Source organism: Pseudomonas sp. QE6 (assembly GCF_041379005.1).
Classification (GTDB): domain Bacteria; phylum Pseudomonadota; class Gammaproteobacteria; order Pseudomonadales; family Pseudomonadaceae; genus Pseudomonas.
In genome coordinates, this window is record NZ_CP166873.1 from 878,270 (window position 1) to 893,783 (window position 15,514).

Here is a 15,514-nt window from a genome sequence, read left to right on the forward strand (position 1 = left end):
TCCTCTCTTATTAGGTGTCAGTGCGCAAGGCCGGCGCAGCGGGCTATCCCGCCTGTTTCGCCAGTTGTTGATCGAGGTAGTCGTACGCGATGGCCAGTGCCTGCTCGGTGTCGAAGGCATCGCCCGAGAGCGCGCCACGCAGCCACAGTCCATCGATCAGCGCTGCCAGCCCACGGGCCGCCGCGCGCGCTTCGGCGATCGGCAACACCCGGCGCAGCTCGCAGCACAGGTTTGAATACAAACGGTGGTCGTTGACCCGTTGCAGGCGGCGCAACGACGGCTGGTGCATGCTGGTTGCCCAGAACGCCAGCCAGGTTTTCATCGCCGGCCCGTTGACCTGGCTCGCATCGAAGTTGCCTTCGATGATCGCGCGCAGGTGCGAGCGCGGCTCGTCATCCTTCAGGGCCTGGCGGCGTTCGCCGACGGCCTTGTTCAGCGCCAGCATCAGATGGCGCATGGTCGCTTCCAGGAGTCCGTTCTTGTCCTGGAAGTAGTGGCTGATGATGCCGTTGGAGACCCCCGCCAGGCGGGCGATCAGGGCGATGCTGGCGTCACCCATGCCCACCTGGTCCACCGCCTCGAGAGTGGCGTGGATCAACTGGGAACGGCGAATCGGCTGCATACCGACCTTGGGCATTTCGTCTCTCCTCTTCGCCTGGACGTACCTGTGCCGTCCGGCGACTTGTTGGCCAGTCTATTTTGTTTTTATTGAACGTTCAATCAACTAAGAATAAGCTGCGCTCCGTGAACCTCTCCGAGCCTTGTGTGCAAGCGGGCCCGAGCCGTTCATCGCCGCATTTCCATCCAACCTTCAAGGATCGCAGAATCCAGCTGGTAAGTGTCATGCGGCAGTGCTGTGTCTGTGGTTTGCGGCCCGTCGCCGTGCCTTAGTCGCACTCGTCGCCGGCCGCCATGCGTTCACTGTCATGGGGTCATCCTCCAAATGAGTACTGCTTCGCCAATAAAAACAAACGAGCAGGTACGTCTGAATCCGATCGTCTTCTACGGTTCCACCGTGCTGATCCTGGTTCTGACCGCCGCCCTGATTCTCTTTCCCGACAGCGCCGGTGCGGTCCTGAACCGTACTCAAGCGTGGCTTTCACACAGTTTCGGCTGGTACTACATGCTGGCCATCGGGAGCTACCTGTTCTTCGTCCTCTGGGTCGCGTTCTCGCGCTACGGCCAGCTGAAGCTCGGCGCCGATCACGAGAAGCCGGACTTCAGCTATGGCGCCTGGGCCGGCATGCTGTTCTCCTCCGGAATCGGCATCTCGCTGCTGTACTTCGCCGCCTCCGAACCCATCGACCACCTCTACCATCCGCCGGAAGGCGTGGCAGGCACCCCGCAGGCGGCACGTCAGGCGCTGCAGCTGACCTTCTTGCACTGGGGCGTGCATGGCTGGGCGATCTACGCGCTGGTCGGCCTGGCCGTCGGCTACTTCGCCTACCGCCACCGCCAACCGCTGGCCCTGCGTTCAGCGCTGCTGCCGATCCTCGGTGAGCGCTGGGTGAAGGGCGGCGCCGGCCATGCGGTGGACTGCTTCGGCATCTTCGTCACCCTGCTCGGTCTTGTGACCAACCTGGGGATCGGCGCGCTGCAGGTGTCCTCGGGCATCGAGTACCTGACCGGCATGGAGCACTCCAAGACCACCCTGCTGATCGTGCTGCTGGTGATGAGCCTGGTGGCCACCCTTGCGGCGGTGTCCGGCATCGAGAAAGGCATCCGCCGGCTGTCCAACCTGAACATCGTGCTGTTCAGCTCGCTGCTGCTGTTCGTGCTGGTCTGCGGTTCTACCCTGGAGCTGCTCAACGGCTTCGTGCAGAACCTCGGCGACTACCTCAACGGACTGGTGCTCAAGACCTTCGACCTCTACGTCTACACCGGCGGCGGCGCCGGCAAGAACGAAGAGTGGCTGGGCCTGTGGACCCTGTTCTACTGGGCCTGGTGGATCTCCTGGGCACCCTTCGTCGGCATGTTCATCGCCCGTATTTCCCGTGGCCGTACCGTGCGTGAACTGGTTATGGGCGTGCTGCTGATCCCGCTGGGCTTCACCCTCGCCTGGCTCTCGGTGTTCGGCAACAGCGCGGTGGACCTGGTGATGAACCACGGCGCCGTCGACCTGGGCAAGGCCGCGCTGGAGCAGCCGTCGATGTCGATCTACCTGCTGCTGGAGCACTACCCGCTGGCCAAGGTGGTGATCGGCATGTCGATCTTCGTCGGCTTCGTGCTGTTCCTCACCCCGGCCGACTCCGGCTCGGTGATGCTGGCCAATCTGTCGCGCCAGGGCGGCGATCTCGACGAGGACGCCCCGCACTGGCTGCGCATCCTCTGGTCGGTGGTGATCACCCTGGTGACCATCGGCCTGCTGTTCGCCGGCAACTTCACGGCCATGCAGACCGTGGTGGTGCTGACCGGCCTGCCGTTCTCGGCGGTGCTGATCCTGTTCATGTTCGGCCTCTACAAGGCCATGAAGGCGGATTACGAGGCACTGCACGGCCAAGCCACGTCGCCCGTCTCCCTGGCCCCCGCAGCCTGATCTCCCCGGCGGCGTCGCCCGACGCCGCCCGCCTGCCAAGGCAGGCCCTTTCGCCCGGCCCCGCGCCGGGCTTTTCTTTTCCGCGGGTTGACCTGGGCCGCTCAGGCACCGGCGCTGGCGAGCGACTATGGTGTCTGCGAAACCTTTCGTGGAGACGGTCATGAGCGACAACCCCCTCTGGCAGGCCCTCGGCCAGCATTGGAAATGGATTGCCCTGCGCGGCGTGGCGGCGGTGATCTTCGGCGTACTGGCGCTCGCCTGGCCGGCCATCGCCCTGGCCGTGCTGGTCCTGGTCTGGGGCGCCTACGCCTTCGTCGACGGGGTGTTCACCCTGCTCGCCGCCGCGCGCATGCGCGAATCGGGCCGGCCGATCTGGCCGCTGGTGCTGGTCGGCCTGCTGGGTGTCGGCGCGGGGCTGGTGGCGTTCTTCTGGCCGGCGCTGACGGCGCTCGGCCTGCTCATGCTGATCGCCGTCTGGGCGCTGGTCACCGGCGTGCTGCAGATCGTCGCGGCGATCCGCCTGCGCAGGGCATTGGTCAATGAATGGTGGCTGGGTCTTTCCGGGGCGCTGTCGGTGCTGTTCGGGGTGATGATGATCGCCAACCCCGGCGCCGGCGCGGTCGCGGTGGCCTGGGTGATCGGCGCCTACGCGGTGTTCTTCGGCGTGATGCTGGTAATGCTCGCCCTGCGCCTGCGCAAGACCTCGACCTTCAATGCCTGAACGGGACTGGTGCCTGCTGCGCCTGGACGACAACGGCAACCGCTTCGTCATGCGTCGCCAGCTGACCCGCGCCGAGGCCGAGGCCCTGGCGCGGGACTACCAGGCCCGTGGGCACAAGCAGACCTACTGGGCGGAGCGGGAGGGGCGGGCTGATGCCGGGCTTCCGCGTTCGCGGGAGTGACGGACTCCCCACTGCCGCAGAAGCGTAGGGCATATAACGCTCGACGTTATACGCCGTTTCACCAAGGCCGCAGGTCGCTCCGAGGTCGACCGTGGAGGTGCCGATATGCATGGTGTATCGGCGTACAACCGCGAACGGTTGTACGCCCTACCGCCACGCCTTGCGCAACGCCTTCAAGGCTTCGGCGATCCGCGCCTCGGGTACAGCCGCGAAGCCCAGGACCAACCCGGCACGCTGATCTTCCGGCTCGGTGGACTCCGGCAGCCAGTAGTCGCTCAGCGCATTCACCTCTACACCCACGGCCAGCGCACGCTGCACCAGGTCGAGTTCGCGCTCGCGGCTGTCGACCCGCACGCACAGGTGCAGCCCCGCTTCCACCGTCGGCATCGGAGCGCAGCCGGCGACCTCCGGCCAGCCGCGCAGCAAGGCATCGCGCCGACTGCGCGCCGCCCGGCGCATGCGGCGGACGTGACGCTGGAAATGCCCTTCGGCGATGAAGTCGGCCATCACCCGCTGGGTGCCGACCTCCGAGTGCCGCACATCCAGCGCGCGACGCCGGGCGAAGGCCTGCGCCAGCGCCGGAGGGACCAAGAGGTAGCCCAGGCGCAGCGCGGGGAAGGCGATCTTGCAGAAGGTGCCGACGTAGAGCACCCGGTCATGGCGATCCAATGCCGCCAACGGCATCAATGGCGTTCCGCTGTAGCGGTACTCGCCGTCGTAATCGTCCTCGACAATCCAGCCGCCGCTGCGCTCGGCCCATTCCAGCAGCTCCAGGCGCCGCGCCAGGGACAGGGTCACCCCGGTCGGGTACTGGTGCGACGGTGTGACGTAAACCAGCCGGCAGTCCGACAGCCGTTCCAGGTGCGAAGTGCACAGGCCGTCGGCATCCACCGGCACGCCGTGCAGCCGTGCGCCCGCCGTGGCGAAGGCGTGGCCGGCGGCGCGGTAGCCGGGATTCTCGATGGCCGCGCCGTCACCTTCGGCCAGCAGCACCTGGGCGCACAGCGCGATGCCCTGCTGGGCGCCGCTGGTGATGATGATCTGCTGGGCGTCGCAATGCAGGCCGCGCGTGCTGCGCAGGTAGGCGGCGACCAGCTCGCGCAGGCGCTGCTCGCCCGCCGGGTCGCCGTAGCCCAGGCAGTCCAGCGGCGGGTCGCGCCAGAAGCGCGCCTGCAGCCGCGCCCAGGTGTCGAAGGGGAACAGGTCGAAGGCCGGCACGCCGACGCGGAAGGCGCGCGGCGCACCGCTGGGCGGCAGCGGCAGGTGGTGCCGCGCCAATCGTTCGAGTGACGGCGCATCCGGACTGCGCGCCTCGCCGCGCACGGCGTCCATTGATGGTTGAACCCGCTCGGCCACATAGGTGCCGTCGCCGGTGCGCCCTTCGATGTAACCCTCGGCATAAAGCTGCTCGTAGGCGCGCACCACGGTATTGCGCGAAACGCCCAGGGACGCCGCCAGGTCGCGGCTCGCCGGCAATCGCGAGCGCGCCGCCAGGCGGCCGTCGAGGATGCGCTCGCGCAGCGCCTGGAACAGTTGCACGCCCAGCGGACGCGCCGGATCGAGGCGAATGCCGGAGGGGTTGAAGGGCAACGGGACACTCATGCAGGCGGATTCCGGGATGACGGCAATGGTTCCTTTGATTTCACCATGAATGGCTCTTTAGTAGAACCAATTCCCAACCTAGGCTGTAACCATTCCAACCCAAACAAGGCCGTCACCATGTCTTCCGCTGTCGAGATCCGCCCTGTCACCGCTGCCGATCACGCCGCCTGGCTGCCGCTCTGGCAGGGTTACCAGCGCTTCTACAAGACCACCATAGATGAGGCCACCAGCGCCCTGACCTGGCAGCGCTTCCTCGACCCGGCCGAGCCGATGCACGCCGCCCTCGCCTGGCGCGACGGCGAAGCCATCGGCATGGTGCACTTCATCTACCACCGCTCCTGCTGGACCCAGGGCGACTACGTTTACCTGCAGGATCTGTTCGTCGCCGAAGGCCAGCGGGGTGGCGGCATCGGCGCGGCGCTGATCGAGCACGTCTACGCCGACGCCCGCGCCAACGGCGCCTCGCGGGTGCACTGGCTGACCCACGAGACCAATACCGACGCCATGTTCCTCTACGACCGGATCGCCGACCGCTCCGGCTTCGTCCAGTACCGCAAGATCATCTGACCGGGAGTACCCCATGACTGAGCACCCCCCCCTTAACTGGCGCCCGGTCGCCAGCCCCGAACGCAGCACCCTGCCCGGCCGCTACGTGAACCTGGCGCCACTGGACCTGGCCACCCACGGCGACGACCTGTGGCAGGCGCTGCAAGGCCCGGGCTGCGACCCGCGGCTGTGGGACTACCTACCCTACGGCCCGTTCAGCGAACGGGCGAGCTTCGACGAGTGGCTGGCCGGCAACGCCGCCAGCGCCGACCCGATGTTCTTCGCCGTGATCGACCGCGCCAGCGGCCGCGCCGTGGGCCTGCTCAGCTTCCTGCGCATCACCCCCAGGGACGGCGTGATCGAGATCGGCCACATCGCCTTCGGTCGCGGCATGCAACGCACCCCGGGCTCCACCGAGGCGGTCTACCTGCTCGCCCGGCTGTCCTTCGAACTGGGTTACCGACGCCTGGAATGGAAGTGCAACGCGCTCAACGCCCGCTCGATGCGCGCGGCGCAACGCCTGGGCTTCACCTTCGAGGGCACCTTCCGCCAGCACATGGTGGTGAAGGACCATAACCGCGACACCGCCTGGTTCTCCATCATCGACAGCGAGTGGCCACGCTGTCAGCAGGCCTTCGAGGCCTGGCTGGGAGCATCCAACTTCGACGGCGAAGGGCTGCAGCGGACGCACCTGGCGGACCTCCGCCTGCGCTGATCTTTTCATTCTCCGGGAACTGCCCGGCGTGCGGAGGATCGGTGATACTGAATCTTTCCCATCGCAGCCCCGGAGACCACCATGAGCAGCGATATCCAGACTCCCCGTGTCGAGCAGGTGCAGGTCGACGAACTGCCCTGCTGGCGCATCCACACCGCCCATGGTGAGGCCCTGATCGCCCAGCAGGGCGCACAACTGCTGAGCTACCAGCCCCACGAACAGCCACCGCTGGTGTGGCTGAGCGAAACCGCCGAATTCCACCACGGCCAGTCCCTGCGTGGCGGCGTACCGGTGTGCTGGCCCTGGTTCGGCAACCTGGAACGCAACCCGGTGGATGTCCGGACCGCATATACCGGCGACAGTGCCCCGGCCCACGGCCTGGTGCGCGCGCTGGACTGGCAACTGGACGACATCGCCGACGAGCTGGGCGAGCTGGCCGTGCACTTCAGCATCGACGCCCGCCACGGCCTGCCCGGCTGGCCGCACTCGGCACGCCTGGAACTGGTGATGCGCTTCGGCGAGCGCCTGGCCCTGGAAATGACCACCCACAATCTTGGCGACAAGCCACTGCCGATCAGCCAGGCACTGCACACCTACTTCGCAGTGAGTAACAGTCGCGAGATCAGCGTCGACGGCCTGCAGGGCTGCCGTTACATCGAAACCCTGGAGAACTGGGAGGAGCGCCAGCAGCACGGCCTGGTGCGCATCGCCGGGGAAACCGACCGCATCTACCTGGACGTGGAGAAGCCCCTGGTGATCCGCGACCCGCTGTGGGAGCGCGGCATCCACATCCAGGCCAGCGGCTCGCGCTCGGCGGTGGTATGGAACCCGTGGATCGACAAGGCCGCGCGTCTGTCGCAGTTCCCCGACGACGCCTGGCAGAACATGCTGTGCATCGAGACCGCGCGGGTGTGGGACGACGTGATGAGCGTGGCGCCGGGGCGCAGCGAGACGATGCAGGTGGAAATCTGGAGTGAGCCGCTACACGCATGATCTCCCGGTGGGGTCCATAACGCGCCAGCGTTACCCGCCGCGGACGATGCGGCGGATAACCTGTTCCAGGTTATTCGCCCTACGTGCTACGAAAAACCCGCCGGCGCATACCTGTAGGAGCGAGCTTGCTCGCGAACCAAACCCCAATACGAAGCGATTCGCGAGCAAGCTCGCTCCTACGAAGAGCACTACAGGTCGCTCTCCTCCACCGGCCGCACCTTGGCGTCATCGATGGCGTAGGCCGCGTCGGCCATTTCGTTGCTGACCTTCTCGATCTTCAGCGTGCCGCTGACCCAGATGGGGCTGTAGATGTCGTCGAGCTTGATGCCCTTGGGGTAGCGCACCAGCACGATCTGGTTCGGCGGCGGCGGAGGCACGTGGATGCAGGCGCCCGGATAGGGCACCAGGAAGAACTCGGTGACCCGGCCCTTGGCGTCGTTCTCCAGTGGTACCGGGTAACCGCCCAGGCGCAGTGCCTTGCCGTTCAGCGCGGCGACGGTTCGGGTGGAATACATCACCTGCGGCAGCTTCTTGTCGCTCTGCTTCAGGCCGCCCTTGTTGGTGAAGGTGCCATTGGCCTCGGGGCCGTTGTGGGTGATTTCCGGCATGTCTTCCAGCGCCTTGCGGTCGCTGGGCGGCATCAGGGACAGCCAGTCGGTTTCGGGGAGTTCGGCGGCGGACGCCAGGGAAGTCAGCAGCACCAGGCTGCAGGCGAGCAATGTACGGCGCATCGTGGACTCGAAAGGCCCGGTCGGGCACAGGCGGGATGTTCCTCCAGCGCCCTCCCCCTGGCGGGAGAGGGCCGGAAATCACCGTCAATTCTTCTTGATCAGACCGTAAATGACCAGCAGGACGATGGCGCCGATCACCGCGCCGATGAAGCCCGCCGCCTGGCCCGCGGCATAGATGCCCAGCGCCTGGCCGCCGTAGGTGGCCAACAGCGAGCCGCCGATGCCGATCAGGATGGTCATGATCCAGCCCATGCTGTCATCGCCGGGCTTCAGAAAGCGCGCGATGAGTCCGACGATCAGGCCGATGACGATGGTTCCGATTAATCCCATGACAGTCCCTCCTTGTGGGTTGAGCGCGGTGGGTGCGCGCCTGTCATGGGACAGTGTAGAAAAGGCTGGCGTTCCGTGTTTCCCCGCGCGGCAGAGCGAGCGCCGGTGTTTCGGGGCCCTTACAGCACTCTGGAAATCAGGCAGAAAAAAGCCGCGTCAGCGATTGACGCGGCTTTTTCATAAGCGGATCAGCCAGCCCTCAGGCCTTGGCGATCAGCGCCTCGACTTCGGCGATGCGCGCCTTGAGCGTCGGCAGATCGGCGCTGCGCAAGGTGGCGTGGCCGACCTTGCGTCCGGCCTTGAAGGCCTTGCCGTAGTGGTGCAGGTGGCAGTCGGCGATGTTCAGCACGTCGGCCACCGGCGGCACTTCACCGATGAAGTTGAGCATGGCGCTCTCGCCCACCTTGGCGGTGGAGCCCAGCGGCAGGCCGGCAACGGCGCGCAGGTGGTTCTCGAACTGACTGCACTCGGCGCCTTCGATGGTCCAGTGGCCGGAGTTGTGCACGCGCGGAGCGATCTCGTTGGCCTTCAGGCCGCCGTCGACCTCGAAGAACTCGAAGGCCAGCACGCCGACGTACTGCAGCTTGTCCAGCACGCGGCCGACGTAGTCTTCGGCCAGCTTCTGCAGCGGGTGGTCGGTGCTGGCCACGGACAGGCGCAGGATGCCGTTCTCGTGGGTGTTGTGCACCAGCGGGTAGAAGCGGGTTTCGCCATCGCGGGCGCGTACCGCAACCAGCGAGACTTCGCCGGTGAAGGGCACGAAGCCTTCGAGGATGCAGGGCACGCTGCCCAGCTCGGCGAAGGCGCCGGTGACGTCCTCGGCCTTGCGCAGGACCTTCTGGCCCTTGCCGTCGTAGCCCAGGGTACGGGTCTTCATCACCGCCGGCAGGCCGATGCTGGCTACCGCGGCGTCGAGGTCGGCCTGGGACTGCACGTCGGCGAAGGCCGGGGTGGGAATCCCCAGGGCCTTGAACATGGACTTCTCGAACCAGCGGTCGCGGGCGATGCGCAGCGACTCGGCGTTCGGGTAGACCGGCACGAACTGCGAGAGGAAGGCCACGGTCTCGGCCGGCACGCTCTCGAACTCGAAGGTCACCAGGTCGACTTCATCGGCGAGCTGACGCAGGTGTTCCTGGTCGCTGTAATCGGCGCGGATGTGCTCGCCGAGCGCTTGCGCGCAGGCGTCCGGAGCCGGATCGAGGAAGGCGAAGTTCATGCCCAGCGGCGTACCCGCCAGGGACAACATGCGGCCGAGCTGACCGCCACCGATGACACCGATTTTCATGGTTCGAGCCTGTGCTTGCTGACACTGTTCGGGGGCGCCGCGCGGGCGCCCATTGCTCACGCGTCGCGCGGATCCGGGTTGTCCAGGACCGATTCGGTCTGGGTGGTGCGGAACTGCTTCAGCGCTTCGTGATATTTCGGGTACTTGCCGCCCAGGATGCTGGCGGCCAGCAGTGCTGCGTTGGTGGCGCCGGCCTTGCCGATGGCCAGGGTGGCGACCGGGACGCCCGCCGGCATCTGCACGATGGACAGCAGCGAGTCGACGCCCGAGAGCATGGAGGACTGCACCGGCACGCCGAGCACCGGCAGGTGGGTCTTGGCGGCGCACATGCCCGGCAGGTGGGCGGCACCGCCGGCGCCGGCGATGATCACTTCGATGCCGCGGCCATCGGCCTCTTCGGCGTACTGGAACAGCAGGTCCGGGGTGCGGTGGGCGGAAACCACCTTCACTTCGTACGGAATGCCGAGCTTGTCCAGCATGTCCGCGGTGTGGCTCAGGGTGCTCCAGTCGGATTTGGAACCCATGATCACGCCAACCAGTGCGCTCATCGTCGTGCCTCTCTCAAGTGCGCTCTTGTGCGCGTCAGAAACCAACAAGCCACGCTCGTCGGGGCGTGGCTTGTACGTGGCCAAACCGGCGGGCAGTGCCGGCTTGAAGGCGGCGCAGTATACCGCAAAGGGCGCAGCGGAGTGCACTGTGCGTGACCGTTGGTCCCGATTTCGTCATTCAGAAGCCGAAGGAGGCCGCGACAACTTCGGAAAAGCTTGCCGCAGCTCAAGATGGCCTAGGCTCAGAGGCTCAGACTCGTCTGACGACCCTGCCCGGATGGGGCAGGAACCTCACCCTTCAAGGAGCGAGTGCAATGTCCATGACCCTGCCCACGACCATGAAAGCCGCCGTCGTCCATGCCTTTGGCGAGCCGCTGCGGATCGAGGAAGTCAAAGTCCCGCTGCCCGGCCCCGGGCAGATCCTGGTGAAGATCGAAGCCTCCGGCGTCTGCCACACCGACCTGCACGCCGCCGAAGGCGACTGGCCGGTGAAGCCTGCCCTGCCCTTCATTCCCGGCCATGAAGGCGTCGGTTTCGTCGCTGCGGTCGGTGCCGGCGTTACCCGCGTGAAGGAAGGCGACCGTGTCGGCGTGCCCTGGCTGTACACCGCCTGCGGCTGCTGCGAGCACTGCCTGACCGGCTGGGAAACCCTCTGCGAGCACCAGCAGAACACCGGCTATTCGGTGAACGGCGGCTACGCCGAGTACGTATTGGCGGACCCGAACTATGTCGGCATCCTGCCGAAAAATGTCGGCTTCACCGAGATCGCGCCGATCCTCTGCGCGGGCGTCACCGTCTACAAGGGCCTGAAGGAAACAGAAGCGCGGCCCGGCCAGTGGGTGGCGATCTCCGGCATCGGCGGCCTCGGCCACGTCGCCGTGCAGTACGCCAAGGCCATGGGCCTGCACGTGGTGGCGGTGGACGTGGATGACGCCAAGCTGGAGCTGGCCAAGCGCCTGGGCGCCAGCCTGACCATCAACGCGAAGAAGGAAGACCCGGCCCTGGTGGTGCAGCGCGATATCGGCGGCGCCCACGGCGTGCTGGTCACAGCGGTGTCCAACAGCGCCTTCGGCCAGGGCATCGGCATGGCCCGCCGCGGCGGCACCGTGTCACTGGTCGGCCTGCCGCCGGGCGACTTCCCCACGCCGATCTTCGACGTGGTGCTCAAGGGCCTGCACATCACCGGATCCATCGTCGGCACCCGCGCCGACCTGCAGGAGGCCCTGGACTTCGCCGGCGAAGGCCTGGTCAAGGCCACCGTCAGCGCCGGCAAGCTGGATGACATCAACGCCATCCTCGACCGCATGCGCGCCGGGCAGATCGAAGGGCGGATCGTGGTGGAGATGTAGGACCAACGCGCGGGACGGGCTCTCGTCCCGCGCCTCACCACTCCGGCCTTATCCGCGAACCGGTCGTGATGAGTGTCCCGGCTTCGCCGGGATTTCGCGGAGAAGCTCCGCTCCTACGAAAGCCTCGCGGAGCCCCCGACTTCAGGGCGCTCCGGGCTCGGCCGTGATGCCAACCATGAACGGTGTATCGGCGTACAACCGCGAACGGTTGTACGCCCTACGCAGCCGTCACCTCAGGGCGTCTCGTCCAACCCCAGCCCGCCCTCCAGCTTGCGCCACAGCAGGCGGATCTGCGCCTTGCGCACCAGGGCGCAGCGATACAAGCGAATCTCCTGCGGGACGATCCAGTGCGGACCGCCGCACAGCGCCAGCTCGCCGCGCGCCAGCTCCGACTCCATGCTCAGGCGCGGCACCCAGGCCACGCCCATGCCTTGCAGCGCCATGCTCTTGAGGCTGTCGGCCATCGCCGTTTCATAGACGGTGGTGTAGCGCAGGTTGCGCTGGCGCAGCAGCAGGTTCACCCCGCGACCGAGGAAGGCACCGGCGCTGTAGGCCAGCAGCGGCACGCTTTGCCCGCTGTCCAGGTCATAGAGCGGCAGGCCGGCGGAGTTCACCGCGCACACCGGGAGCATCTCGGTGCGGCCCAGGTGCAGCGAGGGGAAGACTTCCGGGTCCATCTGCAACGCGGCGTCCGGGTCATAGAAGGCCAGCATCAGGTCGCAGCCGCCTTCACGCAGCAGGTGCACGGCCTCACCGACGTTGGTCGCCACCAGGCGGCTGGCGATGTTCAGGCCCTCGGAGCGCAGGCGGGCGATCCACGAGGGGAAGAAACCCAGCGCCAGGGAGTGGGCGGCGGCGAATTGCAGCACTTCGCCCTGCCCGCCTTCGAGGTGGTGCAGGTGGCGCACCACCTGGCCGAGCTGCTCGACCACCGCGCGGGCGGTGACCAGGAACAGCTGCCCGGCCTCGGTCAGCTCGATGGGGGTGCGCTGGCGGTTCACCAGGGTCAGCCCGAGAGCGTCCTCCAGGCTGCGGATGCGCCGGCTGAACGCCGGCTGCGTCACGAAGCGTTTCTCCGCCGCCTGGGAAAAGCTGCGGGTGGCGGCCAGGGTGCTGAAGTCTTCCAGCCATTTGGTTTCGAGGTTCACGTCATCTCCAGCGCGGCGCAGCGCTTGATCGATTGGTCAGGAGCCGGGCGCGCGTAGCACAGCCACACGCTTGCCGTCATCCATTCGTCACAGCGTACATTATGCCGTTTGTGCATGAGGCAGCTTTTAACAGCATTGGCCGACGATCGGCGAAATCCCTAGTCTACCGGGCATCGCGGCACTGGCCGTGTTTCTCTGAGACAATCCCCGTCATGTCCCCTGTTGCATCGTTCCGCATCGAGAAAGACCTCCTCGGCACCCTCGAAGTACCTTCTGACGCCTACTACGGCATCCAGACCCTGCGCGCTGTGAACAACTTCCGCCTCTCGGGCGTGCCGCTGTCGCACTACCCGAAGCTCGTCGTCGGTCTGGCGATGGTCAAGCAGGCGGCAGCCGATGCCAACCACCAGCTCGGCCACCTGTCGACCGAGAAGCACGCCGCCATCAGCGAAGCCTGTGCTCGCCTGATCCGTGGCGATTTCCACGACCAGTTCGTGGTGGACATGATCCAGGGCGGCGCCGGCACCTCGACCAACATGAACGCGAACGAAGTCATCGCGAACATCGCGCTCGAAGCCATGGGCCATGCCAAGGGTGAGTACAAGTACCTGCACCCGAACAACGATGTGAACATGGCGCAGTCGACCAACGACGCGTACCCGACCGCCATCCGCCTGGGCCTGCTGCTGGGTCACGACACCCTGCTGGCCAGCCTCGACAGCCTGATCCAGGCCTTCGCCGCCAAGGGCGAAGAGTTCGCCGGCGTACTGAAGATGGGCCGTACCCAGCTGCAGGACGCTGTGCCGATGACCCTCGGCCAGGAATTCAAGGCCTTCGCCACCACCCTGGGCGAAGACCTCGACCGCCTGCGTCGCCTGGCGCCGGAACTGCTGACCGAAGTGAACCTCGGCGGCACCGCCATCGGCACCGGCATCAACGCCGACCCCGGCTACCAGAAGCTGGCCGTCGAGCGCCTGGCAGCCATCAGCGGCCAGCCGGTCGTCCCGGCCGCCGACCTGATCGAAGCCACCTCCGACATGGGCGCCTTCGTGCTGTTCTCCGGCATGCTCAAGCGCACCGCGGTCAAGCTGTCGAAGATCTGCAACGACCTGCGCCTGCTCTCCAGCGGCCCGCGCACCGGCATCAACGAGATCAACCTGCCGGCTCGCCAGCCGGGCAGCTCGATCATGCCGGGCAAGGTCAACCCGGTGATCCCGGAGGCCGTGAACATGTGCGCCTTCGAAATCATGGGCAACGACCTGGCGCTGACCATCGCTGCCGAAGGCGGCCAGCTGCAGCTGAACGTGATGGAGCCGCTGATCGCCTACAAGGTGCTCGACTCGATCCGCCTGCTCCAGCGCGCCATGGACATGCTGCGCGAGCACTGCATCACCGGCATCACCGCCAACGTCGAACGCTGCCACCAGCTGGTGGAGCACAGCATCGGCCTGGTGACCGCGCTGAACCCCTACATCGGCTACGAGAACGCCACCCGTATCGCCAAGACCGCGCTGGAAACCGGCCGCGGCGTCCTGGAACTGGTACGCGAGGAGAAGCTCCTGGACGAGGCCACCCTGGCCGACATCCTCAAGCCGGAAAACATGATCGCCCCGCGCCTGATTCCGCTGCGCGCCTGATCACCCGCCCGGCGCGAGCCGGGCACGTCTCACCGGTTGAGGGGGAGTATTCCTCCCTCACCTTTCAGGGATTGGTTACCCCCGGTCCCTTCTTTTATACCCGGCGCTGCGGGTTTACCCGGAGCGCCACGTCTCACCGGTTGAGGGGCCTTTGGGCCCACTCTCCTTTAGAAGGGACACCGCTTACCCCGGTGTCCCTTTTTTTTGCCTGTGATTTGGGGGCGAGCGGAACGTAGGGCATATAACCGTTCGCAGTTATACGCCGATACACCGTGATTCGTCGTCGACGCCGGGCTGAGTTCGGAGTGCCTTGAGATCAAGGCCAATCGGCGCATAACGCGGAGCGTTATACGCCCTACGAAAAGCATCGCGGACTCCGTCCGCGATTGGCGTGGTTTGCGAGAAGAGAGACGCGCGGGGGCTCAATCCTGCCGCTGCAGGTGATCGAGAATCCGGCGGTTGAGAGCGGCGATACGCTCCACGGCGTCCGCATCGTCACGCTCCGGGACCTCGTCGCCAAGCTGGCGGGCGCAGAGGTTGAGCGCGGAGAGCACCATCAATTCATTGCTGGTGACGTAGGGGAATTTCTTCTTGCTGGCGGCAATCTCCGCCTGCAACAGCGCGGCCGCGTCCTGCAGCCGGCGCTCTTCACCGGCCGGCGCACGGACGCTGTATTCGCGTCCGAGGATGCGCAGGACGCGGACGCCGTCGCCACTCATGCGTGGGCGCGGCTGTCGCTGACGCGGCGGATCAGCGCCTGCAGGCGGGTGGCGGTCGCGTTGTGCTTCTCTTCCTGCTCCATGAGCGACAGCTGCAGGCTGTCGTTTTCCTCACGGACCTTGAGCAGCTCTTCACGCACGGCGGCGTTGTCCTGCACCAGCACTTCGTTCTGCTGCAGCAGTTCGGCGACCAGCTGTTCAAGTTGTTCGAGGGTGGAATCGAGCATGGGAGCCTCCGCAAAGCCTTTCAAAGGGTGCGGAGGATAAAGAAAGGGGCGCCGCGGGGCCAGCGAAAACGGCGATCTTCGGACAAGCCGTATGCTGTCAATTCAATGGCTTAGAGACGCTTTTTCTTGTGGTTTCAATAATTTCCTGCCGCCACCGGGGGTTGGACCGGAAAATCGCGGACTAAGTCCGCTCCTACGGAAATTACCAGGAAGGCAGAGGCGCGATTTTGTAGGAGCGAGCTTGCT

The 15,514-nt window shown here is 66.2% G+C and carries 16 protein-coding genes and 1 pseudogene; 8 read left to right on the forward strand and 9 right to left on the reverse strand.

What is annotated here, in order from left to right; genetic code table 11:
* Window positions 1–43 precede the first annotated feature (43 nt).
* Window positions 44–637 (reverse strand): transcriptional regulator BetI, encoded by a 594-nt coding sequence (gene betI / locus ACAW63_RS03950; protein WP_275609300.1) that lies wholly within the window; start codon window positions 635–637, stop codon window positions 44–46.
* Window positions 638–943: 306 nt separating this feature from the next.
* On the opposite strand from betI, the pseudogene ACAW63_RS03955 reads away from it, so the two are divergent.
* From ACAW63_RS03955 to ACAW63_RS03965, 3 genes and pseudogenes are all read left to right on the forward strand, one after another.
* A pseudogene (locus ACAW63_RS03955) lies at window positions 944–2,627 on the forward strand (BCCT family transporter).
* A gap of 69 nt (window positions 2,628–2,696) precedes the next feature.
* Window positions 2,697–3,257, forward strand: a complete 561-nt coding sequence (locus tag ACAW63_RS03960; protein ID WP_371231820.1) for an HdeD family acid-resistance protein — start codon at window positions 2,697–2,699, stop codon at window positions 3,255–3,257.
* Window positions 3,250–3,438 (forward strand): hypothetical protein, encoded by a 189-nt coding sequence (locus ACAW63_RS03965; protein WP_331320171.1) that lies wholly within the window; start codon window positions 3,250–3,252, stop codon window positions 3,436–3,438. Before ACAW63_RS03960 ends, ACAW63_RS03965 begins: the two co-directional genes overlap by 8 nt.
* A gap of 147 nt (window positions 3,439–3,585) precedes the next feature.
* Here the strand turns inward: ACAW63_RS03965 and ACAW63_RS03970 are convergent, their stop codons facing one another.
* Entirely contained in the window at window positions 3,586–5,040 is a 1,455-nt protein-coding gene (locus ACAW63_RS03970; protein ID WP_371231822.1) for a PLP-dependent aminotransferase family protein, read from the reverse strand.
* Between the two features lie 117 nt (window positions 5,041–5,157).
* Here ACAW63_RS03970 and ACAW63_RS03975 point away from each other — a divergent pair, with 117 nt between their 5' ends.
* The 3 genes from ACAW63_RS03975 to ACAW63_RS03985 all read left to right on the forward strand — a co-directional run bounded on the left by ACAW63_RS03975 (window position 5,158) and on the right by ACAW63_RS03985 (window position 7,294).
* On the forward strand, window positions 5,158–5,607 hold the full coding sequence (locus tag ACAW63_RS03975) for an N-acetyltransferase family protein (RefSeq protein ID WP_371231824.1): 450 nt from the start codon (window positions 5,158–5,160) through the stop codon (window positions 5,605–5,607).
* Between the two features lie 13 nt (window positions 5,608–5,620).
* Window positions 5,621–6,301, forward strand: a complete 681-nt coding sequence (locus ACAW63_RS03980; RefSeq protein WP_371231826.1) for a GNAT family N-acetyltransferase — start codon at window positions 5,621–5,623, stop codon at window positions 6,299–6,301.
* 81 nt (window positions 6,302–6,382) lie between these two features.
* Window positions 6,383–7,294: a D-hexose-6-phosphate mutarotase gene (locus ACAW63_RS03985; RefSeq protein WP_371231828.1), complete on the forward strand. Its 912-nt coding sequence runs from the start codon at window positions 6,383–6,385 to the stop codon at window positions 7,292–7,294.
* Window positions 7,295–7,482: 188 nt separating this feature from the next.
* Here the strand turns inward: ACAW63_RS03985 and ACAW63_RS03990 are convergent, their stop codons facing one another.
* From ACAW63_RS03990 to purE, 4 genes are all read right to left on the reverse strand, one after another.
* The gene (locus tag ACAW63_RS03990) at window positions 7,483–8,025 is read right to left on the reverse strand and encodes a DUF3299 domain-containing protein (RefSeq protein ID WP_275609308.1); all 543 of its coding nucleotides are present in this window, start codon (window positions 8,023–8,025) and stop codon (window positions 7,483–7,485) included.
* 84 nt (window positions 8,026–8,109) lie between these two features.
* On the reverse strand, window positions 8,110–8,355 hold the full coding sequence (locus tag ACAW63_RS03995; RefSeq protein ID WP_017521572.1) for a GlsB/YeaQ/YmgE family stress response membrane protein: 246 nt from the start codon (window positions 8,353–8,355) through the stop codon (window positions 8,110–8,112).
* 199 nt (window positions 8,356–8,554) lie between these two features.
* Entirely contained in the window at window positions 8,555–9,640 is a 1,086-nt protein-coding gene (locus tag ACAW63_RS04000; RefSeq protein ID WP_371231831.1) for a 5-(carboxyamino)imidazole ribonucleotide synthase, read from the reverse strand.
* 56 nt (window positions 9,641–9,696) lie between these two features.
* Entirely contained in the window at window positions 9,697–10,188 is a 492-nt protein-coding gene (gene purE, locus ACAW63_RS04005) for a 5-(carboxyamino)imidazole ribonucleotide mutase (protein ID WP_015479603.1), read from the reverse strand.
* Window positions 10,189–10,508: 320 nt separating this feature from the next.
* Here purE and adhP point away from each other — a divergent pair, with 320 nt between their 5' ends.
* Window positions 10,509–11,537: an alcohol dehydrogenase AdhP gene (adhP, locus tag ACAW63_RS04010; protein ID WP_371234567.1), complete on the forward strand. Its 1,029-nt coding sequence runs from the start codon at window positions 10,509–10,511 to the stop codon at window positions 11,535–11,537.
* Between the two features lie 233 nt (window positions 11,538–11,770).
* Here the strand turns inward: adhP and ACAW63_RS04015 are convergent, their stop codons facing one another.
* Window positions 11,771–12,685 (reverse strand): LysR substrate-binding domain-containing protein, encoded by a 915-nt coding sequence (locus tag ACAW63_RS04015; protein ID WP_370600315.1) that lies wholly within the window; start codon window positions 12,683–12,685, stop codon window positions 11,771–11,773.
* Between the two features lie 212 nt (window positions 12,686–12,897).
* Here ACAW63_RS04015 and aspA point away from each other — a divergent pair, with 212 nt between their 5' ends.
* Window positions 12,898–14,322, forward strand: coding sequence for an aspartate ammonia-lyase (gene aspA, locus ACAW63_RS04020; protein ID WP_275609311.1), 1,425 nt, complete (start codon window positions 12,898–12,900; stop codon window positions 14,320–14,322).
* A gap of 422 nt (window positions 14,323–14,744) precedes the next feature.
* On the opposite strand, the gene ACAW63_RS04025 is transcribed toward aspA, so the two are convergent.
* Window positions 14,745–15,041 carry a cell division protein ZapA gene (locus ACAW63_RS04025; RefSeq protein ID WP_275609312.1) on the reverse strand — a complete coding sequence of 99 codons (297 nt, stop codon included), beginning with the start codon at window positions 15,039–15,041 and terminating at the stop codon, window positions 14,745–14,747.
* Complete coding sequence (locus ACAW63_RS04030; RefSeq protein WP_371231834.1) at window positions 15,038–15,268, reverse strand: hypothetical protein; 231 nt, start codon at window positions 15,266–15,268, stop codon at window positions 15,038–15,040. Before ACAW63_RS04030 ends, ACAW63_RS04025 begins: the two co-directional genes overlap by 4 nt.
* Window positions 15,269–15,514: the final 246 nt, after the last annotated feature.

What these genes read in the sequence shown, in the direction of transcription:
- ACAW63_RS03980 (WP_371231826.1), top strand. Translation starts at nt 5,621, where the DNA reads ATGACTGAGCACCCCCCCCTTAACTGGCGCCCGGTCGCCAGCCCCGAA.
- ACAW63_RS04030 (WP_371231834.1), bottom strand. Translation starts at nt 15,268, where the DNA reads ATGCTCGATTCCACCCTCGAACAACTTGAACAGCTGGTCGCCGAACTG.
- ACAW63_RS03960 (WP_371231820.1), top strand. Translation starts at nt 2,697, where the DNA reads ATGAGCGACAACCCCCTCTGGCAGGCCCTCGGCCAGCATTGGAAATGG.
- purE (WP_015479603.1), bottom strand. Translation starts at nt 10,188, where the DNA reads ATGAGCGCACTGGTTGGCGTGATCATGGGTTCCAAATCCGACTGGAGC.
- ACAW63_RS03985 (WP_371231828.1), top strand. Translation starts at nt 6,383, where the DNA reads ATGAGCAGCGATATCCAGACTCCCCGTGTCGAGCAGGTGCAGGTCGAC.
- adhP (WP_371234567.1), top strand. Translation starts at nt 10,509, where the DNA reads ATGACCCTGCCCACGACCATGAAAGCCGCCGTCGTCCATGCCTTTGGC.
- betI (WP_275609300.1), bottom strand. Translation starts at nt 637, where the DNA reads ATGCCCAAGGTCGGTATGCAGCCGATTCGCCGTTCCCAGTTGATCCAC.
- ACAW63_RS04025 (WP_275609312.1), bottom strand. Translation starts at nt 15,041, where the DNA reads ATGAGTGGCGACGGCGTCCGCGTCCTGCGCATCCTCGGACGCGAATAC.
- ACAW63_RS04000 (WP_371231831.1), bottom strand. Translation starts at nt 9,640, where the DNA reads ATGAAAATCGGTGTCATCGGTGGCGGTCAGCTCGGCCGCATGTTGTCC.
- ACAW63_RS03995 (WP_017521572.1), bottom strand. Translation starts at nt 8,355, where the DNA reads ATGGGATTAATCGGAACCATCGTCATCGGCCTGATCGTCGGACTCATC.
- ACAW63_RS03990 (WP_275609308.1), bottom strand. Translation starts at nt 8,025, where the DNA reads ATGCGCCGTACATTGCTCGCCTGCAGCCTGGTGCTGCTGACTTCCCTG.
- ACAW63_RS03975 (WP_371231824.1), top strand. Translation starts at nt 5,158, where the DNA reads ATGTCTTCCGCTGTCGAGATCCGCCCTGTCACCGCTGCCGATCACGCC.
- ACAW63_RS03970 (WP_371231822.1), bottom strand. Translation starts at nt 5,040, where the DNA reads ATGAGTGTCCCGTTGCCCTTCAACCCCTCCGGCATTCGCCTCGATCCG.
- ACAW63_RS03965 (WP_331320171.1), top strand. Translation starts at nt 3,250, where the DNA reads ATGCCTGAACGGGACTGGTGCCTGCTGCGCCTGGACGACAACGGCAAC.
- aspA (WP_275609311.1), top strand. Translation starts at nt 12,898, where the DNA reads ATGTCCCCTGTTGCATCGTTCCGCATCGAGAAAGACCTCCTCGGCACC.